This window comes from Brasilonema octagenarum UFV-OR1 (assembly GCF_963888615.1).
Classification (GTDB): Bacteria; Cyanobacteriota; Cyanobacteriia; order Cyanobacteriales; family Nostocaceae; genus Brasilonema; species Brasilonema sennae.
Genome location: NZ_CAWPKW010000287.1, coordinates 20,900 through 39,292, shown reverse-complemented (window position 1 = coordinate 39,292; position 18,393 = coordinate 20,900). Strand labels below are relative to the sequence as shown.

The 18,393-nt window shown below is 42.1% G+C and carries 21 protein-coding genes; 2 read left to right on the top strand and 19 right to left on the bottom strand.

Going from position 1 to position 18,393, the window contains the following annotated elements; all coding sequences use genetic code 11:
* Positions 1-408 precede the first annotated feature (408 nt).
* The 5 genes from katG to AC5590_RS24760 form a co-directional block, all read right to left on the bottom strand.
* On the bottom strand, positions 409-2,691 hold the full coding sequence (katG, locus tag AC5590_RS24780; protein WP_169266035.1) for a catalase/peroxidase HPI: 2,283 nt from the start codon (positions 2,689-2,691) through the stop codon (positions 409-411).
* A gap of 265 nt (positions 2,692-2,956) precedes the next feature.
* Positions 2,957-3,991: a metal ABC transporter solute-binding protein, Zn/Mn family gene (locus AC5590_RS24775; protein WP_169266034.1), complete on the bottom strand. Its 1,035-nt coding sequence runs from the start codon at positions 3,989-3,991 to the stop codon at positions 2,957-2,959.
* Between the two features lie 243 nt (positions 3,992-4,234).
* A complete protein-coding gene (locus AC5590_RS24770; RefSeq protein ID WP_169266033.1) occupies positions 4,235-4,624 on the bottom strand; it encodes an SCO5389 family protein in 390 nt (129 codons plus the stop codon).
* Between the two features lie 240 nt (positions 4,625-4,864).
* Positions 4,865-5,944 carry a WD40 repeat domain-containing protein gene (locus AC5590_RS24765; protein ID WP_169266032.1) on the bottom strand — a complete coding sequence of 360 codons (1,080 nt, stop codon included), beginning with the start codon at positions 5,942-5,944 and terminating at the stop codon, positions 4,865-4,867.
* Positions 5,945-6,048: 104 nt separating this feature from the next.
* The gene (locus tag AC5590_RS24760; protein WP_169266031.1) at positions 6,049-7,020 is read right to left on the bottom strand and encodes a CobW family GTP-binding protein; all 972 of its coding nucleotides are present in this window, start codon (positions 7,018-7,020) and stop codon (positions 6,049-6,051) included.
* Between the two features lie 256 nt (positions 7,021-7,276).
* Here AC5590_RS24760 and AC5590_RS24755 point away from each other — a divergent pair, with 256 nt between their 5' ends.
* Complete coding sequence (locus AC5590_RS24755) at positions 7,277-8,221, top strand: all3515 family Zur-repressed PEP-CTERM protein (RefSeq protein WP_318563598.1); 945 nt, start codon at positions 7,277-7,279, stop codon at positions 8,219-8,221.
* 83 nt (positions 8,222-8,304) lie between these two features.
* Here AC5590_RS24755 and AC5590_RS24750 read toward each other — a convergent pair whose 3' ends face one another.
* Both AC5590_RS24750 and AC5590_RS24745 read right to left on the bottom strand, forming a co-directional pair.
* The gene (locus AC5590_RS24750) at positions 8,305-9,213 is read right to left on the bottom strand and encodes an alpha/beta fold hydrolase (protein ID WP_169266030.1); all 909 of its coding nucleotides are present in this window, start codon (positions 9,211-9,213) and stop codon (positions 8,305-8,307) included.
* A 105-nt stretch (positions 9,214-9,318) separates the two neighbouring features.
* Complete coding sequence (locus AC5590_RS24745; protein ID WP_169266029.1) at positions 9,319-9,759, bottom strand: SufE family protein; 441 nt, start codon at positions 9,757-9,759, stop codon at positions 9,319-9,321.
* Between the two features lie 289 nt (positions 9,760-10,048).
* On the opposite strand from AC5590_RS24745, the gene psaK reads away from it, so the two are divergent.
* The gene (psaK, locus tag AC5590_RS24740) at positions 10,049-10,315 is read left to right on the top strand and encodes a photosystem I reaction center subunit PsaK (RefSeq protein ID WP_169266028.1); all 267 of its coding nucleotides are present in this window, start codon (positions 10,049-10,051) and stop codon (positions 10,313-10,315) included.
* A 153-nt stretch (positions 10,316-10,468) separates the two neighbouring features.
* On the opposite strand, the gene AC5590_RS24735 is transcribed toward psaK, so the two are convergent.
* The 12 genes from AC5590_RS24735 to nifX all read right to left on the bottom strand — a co-directional run bounded on the left by AC5590_RS24735 (position 10,469) and on the right by nifX (position 18,336).
* Positions 10,469-10,840: a hypothetical protein gene (locus AC5590_RS24735; RefSeq protein WP_169266027.1), complete on the bottom strand. Its 372-nt coding sequence runs from the start codon at positions 10,838-10,840 to the stop codon at positions 10,469-10,471.
* A gap of 995 nt (positions 10,841-11,835) precedes the next feature.
* On the bottom strand, positions 11,836-11,964 hold the full coding sequence (locus AC5590_RS24730; RefSeq protein ID WP_282453066.1) for a hypothetical protein: 129 nt from the start codon (positions 11,962-11,964) through the stop codon (positions 11,836-11,838).
* Between the two features lie 382 nt (positions 11,965-12,346).
* A complete protein-coding gene (locus tag AC5590_RS24725; RefSeq protein WP_169266026.1) occupies positions 12,347-13,003 on the bottom strand; it encodes a class I SAM-dependent methyltransferase in 657 nt (218 codons plus the stop codon).
* Between the two features lie 609 nt (positions 13,004-13,612).
* Positions 13,613-14,557, bottom strand: coding sequence for a heme o synthase (locus tag AC5590_RS24720; RefSeq protein ID WP_169266025.1), 945 nt, complete (start codon positions 14,555-14,557; stop codon positions 13,613-13,615).
* A 23-nt stretch (positions 14,558-14,580) separates the two neighbouring features.
* Positions 14,581-14,766, bottom strand: a complete 186-nt coding sequence (locus tag AC5590_RS24715) for a FeoA family protein (RefSeq protein ID WP_305764697.1) — start codon at positions 14,764-14,766, stop codon at positions 14,581-14,583.
* A 250-nt stretch (positions 14,767-15,016) separates the two neighbouring features.
* Positions 15,017-15,316, bottom strand: coding sequence for a 2Fe-2S iron-sulfur cluster-binding protein (locus AC5590_RS24710; RefSeq protein ID WP_169266024.1), 300 nt, complete (start codon positions 15,314-15,316; stop codon positions 15,017-15,019).
* Positions 15,317-15,411: 95 nt separating this feature from the next.
* Entirely contained in the window at positions 15,412-15,783 is a 372-nt protein-coding gene (locus tag AC5590_RS24705; protein WP_169266023.1) for a HesB/IscA family protein, read from the bottom strand.
* A gap of 253 nt (positions 15,784-16,036) precedes the next feature.
* A complete protein-coding gene (locus AC5590_RS24700; RefSeq protein ID WP_169266022.1) occupies positions 16,037-16,837 on the bottom strand; it encodes a ThiF family adenylyltransferase in 801 nt (266 codons plus the stop codon).
* Between the two features lie 10 nt (positions 16,838-16,847).
* Positions 16,848-17,165: a nitrogenase-stabilizing/protective protein NifW gene (gene nifW / locus AC5590_RS24695; RefSeq protein WP_169266021.1), complete on the bottom strand. Its 318-nt coding sequence runs from the start codon at positions 17,163-17,165 to the stop codon at positions 16,848-16,850.
* Positions 17,162-17,383 (bottom strand): CCE_0567 family metalloprotein, encoded by a 222-nt coding sequence (locus AC5590_RS24690; RefSeq protein ID WP_169266020.1) that lies wholly within the window; start codon positions 17,381-17,383, stop codon positions 17,162-17,164. The genes nifW and AC5590_RS24690 overlap by 4 nt, the downstream gene beginning before the upstream one ends.
* A 66-nt stretch (positions 17,384-17,449) precedes the next feature.
* The gene (locus AC5590_RS24685) at positions 17,450-17,926 is read right to left on the bottom strand and encodes a NifX-associated nitrogen fixation protein (RefSeq protein ID WP_169266019.1); all 477 of its coding nucleotides are present in this window, start codon (positions 17,924-17,926) and stop codon (positions 17,450-17,452) included.
* The gene (nifX, locus tag AC5590_RS24680; protein WP_169266018.1) at positions 17,923-18,336 is read right to left on the bottom strand and encodes a nitrogen fixation protein NifX; all 414 of its coding nucleotides are present in this window, start codon (positions 18,334-18,336) and stop codon (positions 17,923-17,925) included. Before nifX ends, AC5590_RS24685 begins: the two co-directional genes overlap by 4 nt.
* Positions 18,337-18,393 lie beyond the last annotated feature (57 nt).

Below are 18,393 nucleotides of genomic sequence, written 5' to 3'. Positions count from 1 at the left end.
ACCAGCGCTGCAGGAGGGTTTCCCTCCGTAGGCGACTGGCGAACCCGAAGGGCGTTGGGTATTGGAATGTCCACTCTACTTAATTAGACTTAAGATCTGGAGTTTAGACTAGTTCGCGGTGCTAAACGTAAAATAGAACAAATGCACTATCATGATGTTGACCCAGCGAAGTCGAAACTTAGAAGCTACTCGCAAAAAAAACGTTGCTTTTTCTCTACTATCTCAGCTTAATGAAAGTCAACTTTGGATCAAAAAGAGTTTCGCACTCCTAACTAGTCTAAACTCCAGAAACTAAACATAGGACAGGTGCTGGATTTGACGTTATTTTCAGCTTACTACCTGTCCCTTTCCTTATCCCGAACTCAGGTTGCCTACCCTAAAAATAAGCTGTGAGGCTGCACTAGTCTGTTAAGCGCCAACGTCGAAGCGATCAAGCATCATCACTTTGTTCCAGACTGCGGCGAAGTCCTTGACCATACGCTCGTTACCATCATCAGCGCCATAGACTTCAGCAATTTGACGAAGCTCCGCGTTTGAACCGAAGATGAGATCGCAACGTGTCGCGGTGAACTTCGTTTCACCCGTTTTGCGATCGCAGATGTTAAAAAGCATCTCGCGATTGTCTATCGGCTTCCACTCATAGTCCATACTTGTCAGGACACGGAAAAAGTCATTGGTCAAGACACCAGGTCGATCAGTGAAGCTACCGTGCTTTGAATAGTCCCAATTCTGATCGAGGGCGCGAAGTCCGCCGACGAGAACCGTCCACTCAGGCGCAGTCAACGTCAGAAGCTGCGCTCGATCAAGGAAGATTCGCTCCGGCTTCACCTTATAGCCAACCGCCTCATTGTGATAATTTCTGAAACCGTCCGAAACTGGCTTCAGCCAATTAAACATTTCAACATCTGTCAGTTCCTGAGTTGTATCCATCCGACCTGGCGTAAACGGGACGGCAACAGAAACCCCAGCGTCTTGCGCGGCTTTTTCGATCGCAGCACAGCCACCGAGGACGATAAGGTCCGCCATCGAGATTTTTTTGCTACCCGACTGAGTGCTGTTAAAGTCCGCCTGAATTCCCTCAAGGGTCGATAGGACCTCGCCGAGTTCCTGCGGGCGGTTCATTTCCCAGTCTTTCTGGGGATTGATGCGAACGCGCGCCCCGTTTGCGCCGCCGCGCTTGTCGGAATGGCGGTGGCTCGATGCTGCTGACCAAGCGGCTGACACGAGCGCCGAAACAGAGATTCCACTCGCTAAAATCTTATCCTTGAGAAAATTGATATCGGCGACATCAACAACCTCATGATCCAGTGCTGGAATTGGATCTTGCCAAATCAGATCTTCCGCTGGGATTTCCGGACCGAGATAGCGCGTTTTCGGACCCATATCTCGATGGATCAGCTTATACCAGGCGCGTGCGAACGCATCGCTGAAGTAATCGAAATCATCCAAGAAGTGCTGACAGATCTCCTGATAGACCGGATCGACCTTCAAGGCAATGTCCGAAGTCATCATCATCAACGAGTGTTCGACGCCCGGTTGATGGGCATCCGGTGTCTTTGGCGCATCAGGATTGCTCGGCTTCCACTGAATGGCACCTACTGGACTCTTTGTCTGTTCCCAGTCGTACTTAAAAAGATTGGTTAGGTAACTGTTGTCCCACTGGGTTGGGTTTGGAGTCCATGATCCTTCAATCCCGTTCGTCATCGTATATTGGGCAAACCCAGTGCCTTCAGGGTTCTGCCACCCCAAGCCCATAGCCTGAATCGGCGCGGCTTCCGGCGCAGGACCGATCTTGTCCGGCGAGACCATGCCGTGACTTTTGCCAAAAGCATGACCACCTGCAATCAGCGCTACAGTTTCTTCGTCATTCATGCCCATACGCGCAAACGTCTCGCGAATGTCTCGCGCTGAGCCATGGGGGTCGCCTTCGGCGTTTGGACCTTCTGGATTGACGTAAATTAGCGCTTGGTGCGAAGCTGCTAGCGGGTTCTCAAGGTCGTAGTATTCCTCGTTCGGCTTCCCAACCCACCGAATCGTGCGAGTGACCATCTCGTCAGGATGACCAGGGTATTCCTTGATATCGTCAATCGGATCGCCGTTCCAGAACTCCGGTCCCCAGTAGATCGCGCGATCTGCCTCCCAGGCATCAATGCGACCGCCACCAAAACCGAAGGTCTTAAACCCCATGATTTCGAGCGCGCAGTTGCCAGTCAGAGTCATCAAATCAGCCCAGCTTAGTGCCGCACCATATTTCTGCTTGATTGGCCAGAGCAGCCGTCGTGATTTATCTGTGTTCCCATTGTCCCACCACGAATTGATTGGTGCAAAGCGTTGCATACCCTGAGACGCTCCGCCCCGACCGTCTGCGATCCGGTAGGTGCCTGCGGCGTGCCACGCCATGCGAATCATTTGAGGTCCATAATTACCATAGTCGGCTGGCCACCAGTCCTTTGAATCGGTCAGTAGCGTTTTGATATCGCTCTTCAACTGTTGGAAGTCAATCTTCGCGAAGGCTTCCTTGTAATCGAAATCTCGCAGCGGGTTAGCTTGGGGCAAATTTTGGTGAAGTAGCTCGACCTGAAGTCGGTTCGGCCACCAATCATCAGTTTGCGGCTTGGAGCCGAGCGCACCGCCAATGCGGCTTCCACGGAAAGGACATTGTGCAGGATTGGTAGGAGGGTTGTTATTCATAGAGTCCAGTCCCTTCTTGAGGTCTATTTGCCTAGCTTGCTTACTTTTTTTACTGCTTCGCTCAACATCTAGGTTATCATTCTATTGTGAGCGGTCAAGATACTGTTGGCGAAACATTACTTAACATTTGAAGAGAAACCTATACGGTGTATGACATGGGAATGAGGTATGGGCTTTACCATGTAATACATGAATAACTCCAGTTAAGATGGTAATGGTGGGTTTATTTCCCATTATCCATTACCAATTACCGAATCCTTAATAGTTACTGGTTCTGGGTATCACTTTTTTGTTGGCTACTTGAGAGTGTTGGTTCAAAAATCAGATACGTCCCTCCTAATCCTTCCACAATTGTGCGAGTATTAGCAACCATCATTTTTTGGTAAGTGTCTGCTTCGCTTCCTGGCGCACCTAAGTTATTAACAAATAGCTTTCTTTGTGACACTTTCGCTTTTGTATTTTGAGTCACAGAGTTAATCCAATTAGAGTTGTTTGTTGTTGTTTCTGTAAAAAGCGTAGGAATCTTAGATTCTTTAATGTATGTAGCCAGTGATTCTATTCGTGTTGCACTCGGTTTTTCTCTATCGCTTATGGCTTCTAGAGCAGATGTATAAGAAAGACCGTATGCTTTGGCATAATAACCCATTGCATCATGAGTTGTTACTAATTCGCGTTGTTTGGCAGGTACACTAGAAATTCTTGACTTAATCCAACCATCTAGTTTTGTGAGTTCATTTTTAACTTTTTCTGCGTTTTTACTATATAAGGAAGTATTTTCTGGAACTGCTTTACTCAGGTTATTGCTAATAACATTTACCATCCTGATACCATTTTTCGCATTGTGCCAAACATAAGGATCAGATACTGTTTTCTCCTCTTCTTCAAACTTTAGCGGCTGAGGAACAGCACGTTGAGCAACTGCGATTTTTGCCCCACTATTTTTACTCGCCTTGATCAGCTTGACTACACTAGGTTCTAAATTGTATCCACTGAAAAGAATCAATTTAGCTTGCTCGATGGCTTCTTGATCTTCTGGTTTTTGTTGATAAAAGTAGGGATTTGTATCAGGGGGAATTAGGCAGGTGAGATTAATTGTCTCCTGTGCTATTTGCTTGGTTAAGTCACACAATATACTTGTTGTTGCTACGACTTTAGGAAGATTAGCATTGTGTTCACTGGAGTTGAGAGTGCCAGTAGAAGTGTTTGCCATACTACCTAAATTATGACACCCAAACAATCCAAGAGTAAAAGCAACGAGAGCAGCACGTAATGGTTGGATTAATTGTAACTTTCTTGACATAAATACTTCTATAAGAACAAACACAATAATAATGGTGTATCTTCCTTTTAGGAGTTGTTTTTACCAGCTATATTATGCACCTTTAGGCAATTATAGAAAAATTCTCATAAACGAAACCCCCCTGTTTCACTACTCCTACTAATTTCCTCATGTCGGGATAAACAAGGAAAACTTCTTAGTGGAGGATGAAACAAGGGGTATCGTAGCTTTACTGTTCTTTGTTCTTTTACAGGAAGTTTAGTGTTAGCAGTCTACTAATTCTGGTGTTTGGTTAAGAATTTGACTCTTAATGGAAATAAAATCTTGGTAAGCAGCAGAATCTAATCTATTTGGGTGAAAGACAGCAACGCTGTGACAATTCTGAAATGCCAATTTGATACCAAAATAACGCTCAACTGCTCCACGTATAGCATCTCCACCCATCATCCGCAATAATTGAGCGCGTGCTTTCTCACTTGGTGGTGCTACAGCATGATTAGCCCATTCTTCTCCTCTTGCCAAACGTTCAGCCAAACCCTCAACCACACTCCAAGCATAAGGTAACGACTCTCTAATGGTGGCTACAAAATCTGCTTCGTTAACTTGACCTGCTTTTGCTTGTTCAATGAGATGCACACTCACGTTTAGAGACATATATCTTTCCTTTGGTGAACATTCGAGTCAACTGTGAGTCAATTCCTGAACATAATAATCATTATCGATCAGGATATTGACATCATCGCAAAGAAAAGTAACATTCCACAAAAAAGATTAATGCCCTTGGCAAAAAATTTAACATTATAATGATGGCTGCCTGAAAACTTTGTGGCTATGCCTACGGCACGCACTCGCGTTCAGGCTAGGGATGCTTGAAAATAGAATTCACCAATTCGTTTATTTATTCCCAAAACCTTGACCACGCTTCGTTTTTGACCAAACAAACAACTCACCATTTTCACCACCTGCAGCAAGTTGGTTACCTTGGGGATGCCAAGCGAGTGTTGAAAACCCGGATGAAACACCTGTAAGAATTTGAGAGACTTCCTTTGCTTTTTTCCACAGACAAATCCAGCCATCAGCAGCAGCGGAAGCAAGCAGAAAGCTTTTAGGTGCAAAGGCGATCGCCTGAATGATATCAACATGATTCGTTAAGACTGTTGCTTCCCAACCCAAGGAGTCATCCGCCTGCTTCTCCCACACAACAATACCATCAACACTGGAACAGGCGACCAGAGGTGCACCTTGTTGAGTCGCTAATTCTGACCATGCAATTTGGCGAATTTTGCCAGGAAAACCTTGCATAAGCCAAGGTTGGGCTTCGGCATCAGAGGATAACATCTGTGATTCCACAACAGTAATGCTACGGTCCATATTACCAGAGGCAAGGTATTTCCCATCCGGCGACCAAGCTATTGCTACACTGACAGAAGGTATATCTAGGATGTACGGGTCTTCATCCCAGTTTTGAGAGTCCCATATCTTGACTCCCAGGTAACCGCCAATGGCTAAGTACTCTCCATCGTCACGCCAATCAATACCCAAAACCGACGAGGCATCAAAATTCAAGGTGACGACTATTTCACGAGTATCAGCATTCCATACTTGAACATAACGCCCTAAGCTGAAAGCGAGATGATTGTCCGTCGGACTCCATGCTAGCTTATCAACCCACGCGGGAGAATTTTCTAAAGTGGCGATTAATTCGCTTTCTCGCCAAATTTTTACCTTTCCATCTTGTCCGCCAACGGCTAAAAATTGTCCATCTCTAGAAAAGCCGACACAATTTACTGATTCACCTTTACCAGTTTGTAAAGTTGTCAGATCACCATCTTGCCACAGCACAACTTCACCAGCAGCAGAAGTTGCTGCTAGAGTTGTACCTTTTGGGGACCAGGCGATCGCTGTAACATAATCCGAAAGCGTCCCCGAATATTGCTGTTCAAATTGCTTGGAGTTGAGGGTTGGGCGGTTCATGGTTGTGTATGGAAGATTAGGGGGATGAGGAAGATTATGAGGGAAGGAGGGAGGAAAGGATATTTTTCCTCACTTTCTCACGAATGGACTCCCTCATCTTTTCTTCACGCCAAGCAAGCGAGAAAATCTTGTTTGAGTTGGGCTTCGTCCAAGTTCCGACCGATGAAAACCAGTTCGTTTTTGCGGGTTTCACCTTCTTTCCAAGGACGATCCGGTTTTCCGTCAAATAACATATGTACCCCTTGGAATACAAAACGGTTATCTTCCCCAGCAATATTCAAAATACCTTTCATACGGAAGATATCTGGTCCTTGGGTACGCAGTAACTCTCCCATCCAATCATTTAACTTGTCGCCATTGAGTGCGCCTTCTGCTACCAAAGCTACAGAGAAAACAGTTTCGTCATGTTGATGCGCGTCTTCACCCAGAAATTCTGGATCAATTTCTAAGGCGCGGTTAAGGTCAAAAGCTTTCACACCCAACAAAGCATCCATTGATACCTCAGATTCACGGGTACGGTAAATTTTAGCTATAGCATTCATCCCCCGAATCCGTTTTTCTAGCTCATCAAGCTGTTCTGGTGGCACTAAATCGGTTTTATTTAATAAAATCACATCGGCAAAGGCAATCTGTTCTTGTGCTTCATCGGCATCCCAGTGCTGCCATATATGCTTAGCATCCACCACCGTCACCACAGCATCTAACTCTAGCTGTTCGCGCATATCTTCATCCATAAAAAAGGTCTGAATCACTGGCGCGGGGTCAGCTAAACCTGTGGTTTCTATGACTAAGTGGTCAAATTTATGACGACGCTTCATCAAATTACCGATGATACGAATTAAATCGCCACGCACTGTACAACAGATGCAGCCGTTGTTCATTTCAAAGATTTCTTCATCCGTATCAATAACCAATTGATTATCAATACCCACTTCTCCAAATTCGTTGACAATCACAGCAACTTTCTTGCCATGTTCGTGGGTGAGGATGCGATTTAACAGTGTTGTTTTGCCTGCTCCCAAGTAGCCAGTCAGAACAGTAACGGGGACTGAATCTGTTATTACCTCAGCAACCATGCCCTAGCCTCTTTCCTGTATAGATAATCATTATCGCCTATTTTAATCACTTTATATTTTAATGACGACTTGTTGCTGAATAAGATTCTGGAAAAATAACAAGAGAATGATGGTATTTTTTATACACTTAATTATTAGCACTCTAGCGCAAAAGAATAGCTTGAGCATTTCTTTATAAATTCTTAATGTTTGGAAAATCAAATATTATGATAATCATTATCATAAACTAGAAATTACATTCAAATGGAGAAGCGTGGTGATTGCAAGTAACAAAACCTGCTTTCTAAAGCAGAAAACTCAAACAGGGAACGCATTTGCGTCTATTGCAGTGAGCTTTTTAGTGACGACACCTCTAGTTCTATCCACCGCCTTGACATCAGCACAAGCTGATGAAGGTCACACTCACACTGATGAAACTGAATATTTTGTAGGGTTAGATACTTTGCAGGTTCTTACTAGCGGTACATACGCTGGATTGGAAAACCCTAACTACAATCGTCTGACCTTTCTATACGCACATCGCGAAGAAAACCCTACAACTAACCATTTCCATGGTATCGGTGCTTACAGCTATTCAGGCTCAAAAGACAGTCCGACTATTACTTCAACCAACACAAATAACAGAATTCCTGAACCATACACTCAACAATCGCCCCTGACATTATTACCAGGAACAGGAGTTTTTAGTGGTCGCTTAGTCAGCACTCCCACAAACGAGGAATATAGCAATCTAAAGACACAACCTGTGCTATCTCTGAAAAATTCTACCGAATCAGAAGACCAGTATCTGTTTAATAGCAGTAATAGGCGTTGGCAGGGGTCGCTTCAGGGAGCAACGACTGGTTTGCAACTGGTATCAATTAGTGACGGTTTAAATGTTACTGATAAGTCAGGGTCGAATCTATTTAACTCTGTTGGCGATATTTACACTGTCGGCAGTAGTGATAATTTTTACTTTAATCCTACATTTTGGACTAATGCGACTGCGCCACTAGGAACATACTCAGCGACATTCAAACTTATAGATAACGGTACTACTAATAACCGCACAGCTCTGGGCGAGTCTGGCACTTTCAGTTTTGATTTTAAAGTGGAGAAAGTGCCTGAACCTACAACCACAATTGGGCTAGGTGTTCTTGGGGTAGTCGCACTTTCTCTTTCTCGGCAAAGGAAGCGTATTGGTAACGAACGGATGAACTAAACAACAAGATTGCCGACTTCTTAGGAAAGTCGGCAATCTGAACCTTTAGCTTGTGGTGTGTTTAATTGAGAACCGCCATAATTTTATGTAGACAATAAAAAGTCCTGAACCGCATCAACCACAGCTTGTGGGTATTCCTCATGCATTCCCAATGAACCAGGAAGAACGACTGTTTCTACTCCGCTTAAAGTTTTCATTGCATCCATGTCTGCACGGGACTTGGAAGGACTAGATTCTCCAATGACTACCTTCAACGGGATAGACAAACCTTGAACAAGTGTTAAAAAATCAGCTTGGTTGTCTACAGGATCAAGAGTACCAGTGACAAATGCAGCAGGAGCATATCTTGCCCCGCTTTGTTGGGTATTGCGCCATTTATACTGAATGAAGTCGGGTGTGAGTTTAGCCCCATCAACGTAGACGTGGCGACGGTACATAAACTTGAGGAAAGAAGGTAAGGTGTTGAGCTTGTAGAGAAATTGACCAATGAAAGGCGATCGCACCAAATCTTTGACCATCCCTCTTACTTGCTGATTTACCCCCATCACACGCAAAGGACCGCGCCAAGTTGGAGCTACCAAAACTATACGGGAAAACACTGATGGTAACTGATTTGCCAGTTGCAGAACGTAACCTGCACTATGACCAGCGGCAACCACTGCGACTGGCGTATCTAATATGGATGTGACAAAATCTTCTAGAAATTGCTGATATAAAGCTGGTCCATAATTGACCCCAAAACGTGAAGATTGCCCAAAACCAGGCCAATCCACTGCTACAACTTGAAAATGAGCAGAAAGCAACTTGCCTATTTCGCCCATTTCTGAGCGCATCGAAACGGTGCTGAAAGCCGGGAGTAGCAATAGCTGTGAACCTTTTCCTAGAATTTCATAGGCAATACGCAATTGTTGGTTTTCGCACTTCCAGAAATATTCTCCAACAACTCCACCAATCTCACTTTTGGAAGATGCAGATAGTACGTTAGTTGACATAACAAAATATTTTATTATTAGATTTGGCTATTTGAGTTTTCTTATCAGTCAATAGTCTATAGTTGTATAGTTTTCTACTATCGACTATTGACTATTAACTATATGTTAGTCCTTAACGTTTAACTGAAATTCCAAAGCTTTTGTTTGCATGGTTTTAAAAATATTGTAAAATCCATTAGCTCGGGAGGGCGTTAGGCTGACATTTAGGCCAGTCTCTTGAATAAAATCTGGAGTCAATTGCAGAATTTCACCAGGGGTTAGTCCATTTAACCCTTCGACCAAAAGCCCTACTAACCCTTTGGTTAATTGAGAATCTGAGTCTCCCTGGAATATAAGTTTACCGTCTTCCGAAGTTGCTGTGATATAAACTTGGGAAACACAGCCAGAAACTTTGTTTTCTGGTAGTTTGTCAGCTTCTGGAAAGTCCTTGAGTCGCTGACCGTACCAGATAAGCTGTTCGTAACGTCTTTTGGGGTCAGAAGCCCGTTGAAAGCGTTGGACGATTTTAGCAAGGCTTGGTGGCAAAGAATCAATGGTAGAGGTCATAACAGAGGTCGGAACAATGAATCCACATCTTCTTGAGTTTAAATTATCTTCACAATAATTGCTCCTTGAGTGCGTTGTGAGCATAATGCCCTATTTGTTAAGCGTTAAGCGTTAAGCGTTAAGCGTTGCCCATTTTCAAGACAGGAGGAGCAGAACCAATTTATATTAAGCATTAACAACAAATGTTAATTATTAATTCACAAATAAACACCGGATTCAATTTGTTGATAATTAAATTTACATGAATATCTTCGATTTTGCTCATTAACAATTTTAAGGAGAAAGTCAGTTGTTAACATCTACTTTACTAGTAACCACTTTCGCTAGAACCCCCTTGGAATGGAGTCCTATAGTCGGACTAATTATGATCCTGTGCAACATCGCTGCCATTGCCTTTGGCAAATCTAGCATTAAGTATCAAAGCGTTGGTCCAGAACTTCCTTCACCCAGCTTTTTTGGTGGTTTTGGTGTACCTGCACTTTTGGCAACTACTGCTTTTGGTCATATTCTAGGTGCTGGTGTTATTTTAGGGCTACATAATCTTGGTAGGCTCTAGATTGTTGCCGAACTTAGAATTCACTTGATTGTTTTTTTGGACACAAAAGAGCCAGATAACATAACTATCTGGCTCTTTCATGCTTATTGGGTTCGCTTACTTCTATCTTGCCAAAGGGGCTAAATCTCGCATTGCTATGCAATCACAGTCATCTTAAGCCAAATTTCGGTAGACTGATAGTTCATCTACTCTCATTTCAAAAGGCATTCCTTGATTTTTGGGAGGACAGACGCGAATTTTTGCACTACTGACTATTTGCTGTAGCAATGCACCCATCGTTACAAGTTTCTGTAACACACGCCAATTTGTTACTTGATCTGGACACTCAATGACTAAAGTTAAAGTACTGATGTCAGTGGTGACGTACCATCGACAATTAGATAATAAATCTTGGATGTCGCGATCGCATCCTTCGTAGAAGTATCTGCTGATAGAATATTCAAGTTGCTGCCGCAGGATAATATCTGCCGATGTCAGTTGGACAGGGTGTGAATCTTCTTCGTGAAAAAAATGTTTCCTCTTCATCTCGTTGTCTCTCAATTACTCTCAGTATTTTTCAATGACCTTTGCATACATAAAGTACGTCTTTCTAAAAACTACTGATTTGCATCATCATAGAAAGCGCTAATACTACTACACCGAATATCCCAATAGCTGTTGAATCGATACATACTTTGTCCTAAAAAACTAGCAATTTAGATTGCACTTAGATAATTTTTGTAGTTGGAAATAAAATAAAAAATGACAGCACTATCTCTCGCAAAAGCTTAATTAAGACACAAGTTACTGACCTTGTGACTAAAATTACCTGCTTTCACAAACGCTTTCCTTAAAACCAGGCAATATTCTTTTATTCAGTTATTCACTGAACAAATCTTTATCTCGTCAAAATTCTCTGTTGGTATTACTTTTTCTACTGAGTGTAAGATATTCCAGAAAAATTTTGCAGAGATAACTTTTTTCTGAAAACGCCTGATTTGACGTTTGTTGCAAACAATTTGGTAAAATCTTCCCTGGTACAAGTCAAATTGCGGATACTCTAGTTGTTTTTACAAACTCGGAGTGCAGTTGCTTTATACCATCTTCAATAAATAATTGATGAGCTTCAAAATAATCAATCTGTTCTAGCAACGAAAGGCATTTTCAGCTTTAAACGTCTGACTTTCTTGCTTGAAACTCATAACAGATGGCATAAGCAGTCAAAACTCTTTATTCTCAATACCTAAATCCGTATTGAGAGCGAGTTTATCAACATCAAAATAATTGTAAGTCTCTATTGTGTAGATAAGTTGAAGCGGCAATAGCACCCAGATGATCTCCGCTATCCAAAAAGGAATACCTCACACTCCTTTATTTATATTTCCAACTAGACCTATAATAAGCGCAAAGAATAAAAAAAAAGAATCAAATTATACGATTATTCTAGAAATTTGAACTCTGTAAACTAGAATCAATAAATTCATGAATGAATAGTAGCAGTAAATTGCGAATAGTAGATGAGAAAAAATATCTACTATTATCTATTCGCCTACCAATTGACCGTTAATTCCGCACAGGGTATAAGCCCCCGGATTTATCCGACCGAACCAATCCAAAATCACGGCACGTACTACAACCGAATGCCAGACGTCTGGCTGTCGGGAAACCATGCACGGTAGTGACCCCAAAATCTAAGAGGATGTTTTAAAAGTGAATTTTGTTGTCATGCTGTTCGCTTCGCTGCGCCTTAGCGCATACGCAGCCAAGCGTAGTATAGACACGTAAGCGCAAGCGCACACCCAGAGGGCGAACGCGCAGTGTGTCGCTTTGCGACTCAGTGGCTTTCTGCAGGGTAGCATCTGGTGTATGTGTCGATAACCCTAGATTCTATGTCCTGCGGACACGTTGCGCTAACCTTACGCTGAGTCCCAAGGGGACACGCACTCGCGTTCGCTCCACTCAGAATGACAAGATTATACTTTCTTTTACTTTTGAAACAACATCTAAAATCCAAAATCGGCTGACATCACCCAGATTGATATCATAAAAACCTTATTTTTTGCGAGCAACAATATGAAAAATATGCCAATGTTTCTCTTCTCCGATAGCTGTTTTTCCAGGATGGTCTTCTTCCTGTAGCATTTCTATTTCAAAAGGTTGCAGCAATATTTCTACTTGTTGAGTTGTATGGTGATTCATGGAAGTATAAATTGCCCAAGAATCACGGTTACCAAACAATTGTCCACAGAAACGACCACCAGAACGTAATGATGAAATAATTTTTTCCCATAAGCTAGGGAAAAATTTCGGTGGACAAAATGGTAGGGAAAAGCTGGCGTTTACTAAATCTACTGATTCTGGTAGCACTACGTCTTGAAAAAGAGCAACGCGAGTTTCCAGAAGTTGGCGATTAATATCTGGACGTTCTAGTAAACGCGCGATGGCTTCAGCTTCACCATCAATAGCCAAGACTCGCCAACCCCCACGTAAGAGTTCTACTGTATCTCGCCCTTCGCCGCAGCCCAAATCAACTGCAAAGCGTGAGTGTGGGACAGGTGTCTGGTGTTGGTTAAGACTTTCACTATCAAAACCTGCTAAAGCTTCAACTAAGGTCTCTCGTGGCGGACGACCCACAACAGCATTATAATATGCAGACCAATCGCGCTCAAAAACATTACCTTCTGATTGATAATTGTTTAAATCTGACATAATATATACAAGTTTGGAATTTAAACCATTAACCCATAGAGATAGAAGCAGATCTTATCTAAAAATTATCTGCTCTTTGATTGAAACAATAGTATAGCAATCTTAGAGGATTCCCAAAATTCTCTTGTTTCTCTGTGTTTTTTGGCGCCCAAGCCCCGATCGAGTTTGCATCCACTTGGGGGGAACTAAAGCAACGCAATGGTTTCCCAAAAGTTAGGTTTCAACGTGTAAAAAACAGAAGTAGGCAAGTTTGAGGAGTGATTAAGATCACAGATATGATAATTGCCGTTAATTAATCATTTTCTACGAAGCTAAAAAGCTTTGTCCTCTATAATCTCAATCTCGATTCAAAAAAAGATGTTATGGATGTTATCAAGTTACTAGTAGTTTTACGGAAGACAAGTATTTTTTGAGAAAGCTAATATTAACATGATAGTTGAAGTTGCAAGAGATAGTAGCTGGCTTTCTCCTGCAACCTCAATATCTGGAGCAATCAAATTCTCAGTTTGATTTTGGATGTGAGATGAGCAAGTAGGTAAATTTTGAAAGGAAAAAGGTAAATCCTATATTTATCTTTTTCCTTTTTGTTTTTTTGTATGATTTTCTTTTCTATTGTATCAAATCTAAAATGGATATTATGAGTTGATGAGTCAAAGGCAAACTATCAACCACAATTGCAGCGCAGAGCAACATCATATAGAAAATTGAGTAGAGAAATAGAGAACGTGCGAGTTGTTTATCATCAGGATTGTGCAATAGCACCCAAGCTTTTTTGATGAAAAAACCCCCCAATATAAGGGCGATGCAAGTGTAAACAGCACCTGTAACTTGAAGCGGATAGGAAAGTAAAAATGTAGTGGGGATAAGAAGCCAAGAGTACACCCAAATCTGGCGAGTTGCAGCAACATTACCCGCAACAACAGGAAGCATGGGTACACCAACTTTGGCATACTCATCACGGATCATCAATGCTAAAGCCCAGAAATGGGGAGGTGTCCACAAAAAGACAATTGCAAATAGCAGCCATGCAGCCCAGCTTAAAGTATCTGTTACCGCAGCCCAACCTACCAACGCTGGGATTCCACCAGCAGCACCACCAATGACGATGTTGGCAGGATTATGGCGTTTGAGTAAGTGAGTGTAGACGCCCACATAAAAAACAATACCAGACATTGTTAGTAGGGCACTCAGCAGGTTGACAAACACAGCAAGCAGCGTGAAGGATAGACTTGCAAGTGCGATCGCAAATATTAAAGCATGCGACGGCTGCACCCGACCAGAAACCAAAGGTCGGTGGCGTGTACGTTCCATTTGGTCATCAATGTCGCGGTCATAGATACAATTAATAGTCTGGGCACTTGCAGCTGCAAAAGTACCACCACAGACAGTGACAAGCAGCAATACTGGGTTAACATTTCCTTGAGAGGCAATCCACATACTACTAGCAGTTGTCATGAGTAGCAGGGGGATAATCCGAGGCTTTGTAAGTTGATAGTAACTGTGAATGACTTGTAGAAAGTTCTGATGGTGGCGTGTGGCAGTGTTCTCAATCATGATTGGACGAATTCCTGATTTGTTCACTCATCATCAATGCGGACATAAATTTTTTGAGCAAAATCCCAAGTTAATGTCAATCGTCTTTCTCCTACTGTGATGACAAAACAAGGAAAGTGCTGTTCTACAGTGAAGGGAGTTCTTGGTGTTATCCCCATTGATATCAGTTCTTTGAGAAATTTTTCGTCCTTAATGTTGCAAAACTTGATGATTCCTGCTTATCCTTTTTTTAGCCATTATAGTGAAGAATTTTTCCAATTCATATTATAAAAAAAGAACAAATAAAAACCTGAAAATCCAGATGAATGACTTCTTATAAAAGCCGCTTATCTGGATTTTGATAAATTATTGAATATTGCTATATTAGCTTTTATTTTAAAATTTAGAGACGTAGTATACTACGTCTCTAAATAAGGAAATTAATTCCTTACGGTTTAAAAGACTGCAACAAGATATGAACTAGACCAAGTATGGTTCTTGGTTAGTCTTAATCGTGCAATCAGAACGTGGATAACTCACGCAAAGTAGAGCAAAACCTTTAGACATTTGTTCGTCATCTAAAAAGCTTTGATCTGATTGATCAATTGTACCTTCAACAACTTTTCCGACACAGCTAGAGCAAGCACCTGACTTACAAGAAAAAGGCAAATCTATACCGTTTTCTTCAGCAGCATCTACAATAGTTGTCTCTTCATCAACTTCAATCGTGGTATCTAGATCTTCTTTCTTGTTGAGTAATCTAACTTGGTATGTTGCCATTTTTTGATTCTTCTCACACGCGGTACAGTTAGGTTTTCTGACTTCAAGGGTGTAAGAAAGTCAAAAGTAAAAATAATTTTTTACTTTAACTTGGTTTAGTTACAAGGTGTACCTGCAGAAGAACAGTCAGCTGTTCTAAATGACTTTCCACAACCGCAGGTATCAGTAGCTTTGGGGTTGATGAACTTAAACCCGCTTTCCATCACTCCCTCGATAAAATCGATAACCAACCCTTCTAACAAGGGGGCACTTTTGGCATCAACATAAACAAGCACATGACCTTGTTCGCTGACTAAATCATTTGGTTGCGGCTGACTTATGACTTCCATCCCATACTCATAGCCACTGCAACCACCATCTTTGACAGAGATGCGGATACCTTTAGCTGGTGTATTGGTTTCGGAGGTCGCACCCCGCAGCAATGTTCGCAGACGAAATTCTGCTTTTTCCGTCAAAGTAACCGTCATCAATCCTCCTAATTGGAAAAAATTAGTTGTTGTTGTGATTTAAGGTGTGAATTTGTTTAGTGGTGATGAGTACAGTTATCGCAATCAGCACTTCAATTGGCACAGACAGGTGAAAAAATGAAGCTTACACTCAGGCAAAATAAGGCAATTAATGTTGCTAACAGTTGCCAGATCTGATTTACGATTTTTGCACTGACTTGAAACGAACGTATGGTAAACCCCAGAGGAATGAATGAAGACACCAAGATCACAATTATTTGTTTGCAACACTGGTGGTTTCCATGACTTGAGATTGCGAGTATCTCCAAGGCGCACTGTTACCGCATACAGGACAATCGCGATCGCGATGAGAACGCCGCTTGACAAATTCCATCCGGGTTAGGTCAATTGTCAAAAGCTGCGATAACAAAGGTTGACCAAACCCAGTGATGAGCTTAATCGCCTCCAGTGCAGTCAGACAAGCTAGTGTTCCAGAAACAGCACCTAGAACAGAAAAGCCACGCCTATCCCAATCAGGTTTTTCCGGAAATAAGCAAGATAAACAAGGAGTCACACCAGGAATAATTGTGGTCAAGTAAGCCTCCATCCCGTCCATTGCTGCTTCCACCATAGGTTTACGCCAGCGTACGCAAGCTTCATTTAACAAATCGCGCTCCGTAAAATTATGAGCGCAGTCAAGAGCCATGTCAGCTGATTGCACTAAGGAGTCTACATTTTCCGGGGTGACATATTCATGAACTGCTTCCACTTGGACATCAGGATTGATGGCTTGGAGAGTTTCTTGTGCTTTGAACACCCTAGGCTTGTCCACCCAATCGTGCGTCATCAGAATCTGACGATTCATGTCATCAAGCCGCAGGTCACCACCCCGGACTAGAATCAGCCGCCCAACGCCAGCTACTGCAAGGTATAGCGCCGCCGTACCGCCCAATCCTCCTACACCTGTAACGACAACCGTCGCTGATTTGAGGCGCTTTTGTGCTGTTTCGCCAAAATTAGGAAGCATCATTTGACGACGGTAGCGTTCCAACTCGGTAGGCGTTAGGTCTACCACTTTTTACCTCCTAATCTGATGTGATTTCTGTCAGCGTGACTACATTTTTCGGCTTCTGATTAAACACTTTGAACAGCTTTTGTTCTTGGGGTGTTGATTCAAGAAAGACCTGATAGGCTTGTTCGAGAGCCTCACGATATTTATTTAACTTATCTGAAATACTCAGGTCAGTATAATTCTCATCAATTTCTGTGATCAATTGAGAAAACTTTTTCAAAATATGCAAACGATTTACATTCACGAACTTTTGATCGTAGGGGAGTTGAAAAAACTGAAAATACTCCTCTGCATCTTCAAGTTTTTTGAATTGATCATAATCCCAGGTCATTTTCTCTGCTCCAGCTTTTTTACCTGTTGCTTAAGTTCGTCTAACTGACGATAAATTTCATAAGTTTGGGAAGCAACATCCATCAGTTGTTGATAATCTGTTGGTAATCCCTCTGCCAAATCGTGCAGATCCATTTTCATTTGACCTGCTTTACTATTAAGACGTTTAATCTGATTTTTCAGATCCTCAATAGTAGATGTTTCTTCAGCTTGTGCCATCAAACCTCTTTCTTGCCTCAAAAATGAAGAGAAGAATTTTTTTACTCTTCATTATTCATGATTTTTTTAAATTCTACCTACTTCCGGGAAACGCTGAGCCAAACTGACGCCAGTTTGTACGAACTTTTCTCCCTCTTCTGCTAATTTTTCCAACGAGTCAAAGCCAAAGCGATGTGCATCCCTTAAAGTCTTTGCAGCTAACAAAAGACGACCAGAAAAGACCAGTGCCCAGCCAAATCCTTCATGATTCAAATCAACCACAACTTGAGATAAAAGACCTGTTTCCTTTTCAATGCAGGCAGCGACAGCACGATAAAATGCCATAATTCTTGCCTGAGTCATCAGATCAATTTCACCTTCAACGGAAATTTCTCGTTTCTTTTGTTTGCTGACAATAAATGGTTTGAGCAGCAAATCATCCGACCAACTACGATAAGTTCCGTAAGTATCTTGACCCCGGAACTGTTGGACAATCGCCTTGAGAAAAGGCGAGTCTAAGGTTTCGGTTGGGCGTGTTCCATTTACATTATTAGTGAAACTCATACTGTTGCTTCCTCTTCCAATTCATCTTCAAAACTTTTGGGTTTTGCCTGTAATGCTTTACGCAGCCAAGGCGGAGGATTACTCTTAAGAGTTTGCACTAATTTGTTAAGAATCTCAGCAATCTCTTCTTCTTCAGAACGCGCCTTAACTGGAGTCACACCCTTCTTAATTAACCGAGCTGCCGCACTACCTCCAATTGCTGCAACATAAACAATCTTGCAATCAGATAGTGCATCAAGTTTTGGTGTTACCTTATCCTCATTACCATCTTGTTTGAGGTCACCATCAAATGTCAGAGTTTCTAAAAACTCGTAACCTTTGTCAGAAATTTCATACACATCAATTTCTTTAGCCGACCCAAAATGAGCATTGATATGAACTTTATCACTTGTTGTAAAGGCAATCTTCATACTTAATTCTCCTCTCCTCAAGTTATGAGTGATGATTTATGAGTAGTAAAAAGCATT